Consider the following 1,779-nt stretch of genomic DNA (forward strand, 5'->3'; position numbering starts at 1 on the left):
CCACCTCGCCGTCGCGGCCGCGGCAGGCCGGGGCCGGGTCCGGGTGCACCCCCGCCCGCGCGTCGTCGTCGTCACCGTCGGGGAGGAGCTCGTGGAGCCGGGACGCTCGCGCCCGCCCGGCACCGTCCACGACGCGAACGCCCACGCGCTCGCCGCTGCGGTGCAGGACGCGGGGGCGAGCGCGGTGCGGGTCGGTCCCGTCCCGGACGACCGGGCCCGCCTGCGCGAGGTCATCGAGGACCAGCTCGTGCGGGCGGACCTCCTCGTCCTGACCGGGGGGCTCAGCGCGGGGCCGTGGGACACGGTCGCCGACGTGCTCGCCCCGCTGGGGACGGTGCGCCTGGACCAGGTGGCGATGACGCCGGGCGGGCGGCTGGGCTTCGGCACGGTCGACGACGTGCCGGTCGTCGCGCTGCCCGGTCGTCCGGTCGCCGCGCTCGTGGCGCACGAGGTGTTCCTGCGGCCGGCCCTGCGCGCCATGGCCGGGCACGCCGACCTCTTCCGGCCCTCGGTCCGGGCCGCGGTCACCCACCCGTGGGCGTCGCCCGCCGGCCGGCGGCAGTTCGTACCCGCGGCCCTGTCCGGCGGCCCGCTGGACGGCTACACCGTGACCCCTGTCGGGGACCCGTCCGCCGTCGGCCTGGCGGACCTGGCCCGCGCGAACGCCCTGGCCGTCGTCGGGGAGGACACGACCGCCGTCCGCGCGGGGGACACCCTCGCCTGCCTGGTGCTGGACGGCTGATGGCGCGCGGGTGGCCGGCGGTGCTGCGTGAGGCCGACGTCGTCCTGCGGCCGCTGCGTCGCTCCGACGCGCGCGCGTGGCTGACGCTGCGCGTGCGCAACGCGGCCTGGCTGGAGCGGTGGGAGGCGACGTCGCCGGAACCGGCCGAGGGACCGCCGCCGACGTTCGGGCAGTTCGTGCGCACGCTCAACCAGCAGGCGCGCGCGGGGGCCACGCTGCCGTTCGGGCTGGAGTACCGCGGCGAGCTCGTCGGGCAGCTCACGGTGGCCACGATCGTCCGCGGCTCCCTGTGCTCGGCGAGCATCGGCTACTGGGTCAGCGAGCACGTCGCGGGCCGGGGCATCACGCCGACGGCGGTGGCGCTGGCCGTCGACCACTGCTTCGGTCCCGTCGGCCTGCACCGCGTCGAGGTGAACATCCGGCCCGAGAACGGCGCGAGCCTGCGGGTCGTGGAGAAGCTGGGCCTGCGGGACGAGGGCCTGCGCGAGAACTACCTGCACATCCAGGGCGCGTGGTGCGACCACCGGACCTTCGCCGTGACGGCCGAGGAGGTGCCCGGCGGCCTGGTCGAACGGCTGCGGCGCGCCGGCCTGACCGCCCGCTGACGACGACGGCGCGGCCCGGTCCCGACACGCCGCGCCCGGTCCCGGGGCCGCCTGCACCCAGCCCCTACCGTCGTGACGTGAACCAGGCCGGCATCGTGCTCGTCGCGGTGGCCGGGCTCTGGATCGCGTACCTGGTGCCTCACCGGTCCCGGTACCGCCAGCAGCTCCTGGAGTCGCGGGCCGACGACCGCTTCTCGGAGAACCTCCGGGTCCTCCGCGTCGCACACGCCGCCGGGACGAGGGACCGGCGGACCGGCACGGCACCCGGCACGCACCGGACGACCGGTGTGCGGCTGCACCCGGCACGACGTGGAGGAGGCGGTCACATGGACCGGCCGCACGGCACCACCGACCGCGTCGTCGCCGACGCCGCCCGACGCGCCGCCGCCGAGCGCGCGCAGCGCGTCGCCCATCTGGCCCGCCGCCGCGCCG

General features: G+C 77.7%; 2 protein-coding genes and 1 pseudogene. All 3 read left to right on the forward strand.

Going from position 1 to position 1,779, the window contains the following annotated elements; all coding sequences use genetic code 11:
* The coding region (locus N866_RS18545) for a molybdenum cofactor synthesis domain-containing protein (RefSeq protein WP_034229551.1) at positions 1 to 742 on the forward strand (742 nt) is incomplete at its 5' end.
* Complete coding sequence (locus N866_RS18550) at positions 742 to 1,347, forward strand: GNAT family N-acetyltransferase (RefSeq protein ID WP_034229553.1); 606 nt, start codon at positions 742 to 744, stop codon at positions 1,345 to 1,347. The genes N866_RS18545 and N866_RS18550, both read left to right, overlap by 1 nt.
* Before the next feature lie 77 nt (positions 1,348 to 1,424).
* Positions 1,425 to 1,779 (forward strand): annotated as a pseudogene (locus N866_RS18555) (hypothetical protein); the annotation flags it as partial.

The sequence above is a fragment of the Actinotalea ferrariae CF5-4 genome, assembly GCF_000603945.1.
Taxonomy (GTDB): Bacteria; Actinomycetota; Actinomycetes; order Actinomycetales; family Cellulomonadaceae; genus Actinotalea; species Actinotalea ferrariae.

Excerpts from the sequence above, each read along its gene's own strand:
- N866_RS18550 (WP_034229553.1), top strand. The coding sequence starts at position 742 with ATGGCGCGCGGGTGGCCGGCGGTGCTGCGTGAGGCCGACGTCGTCCTG.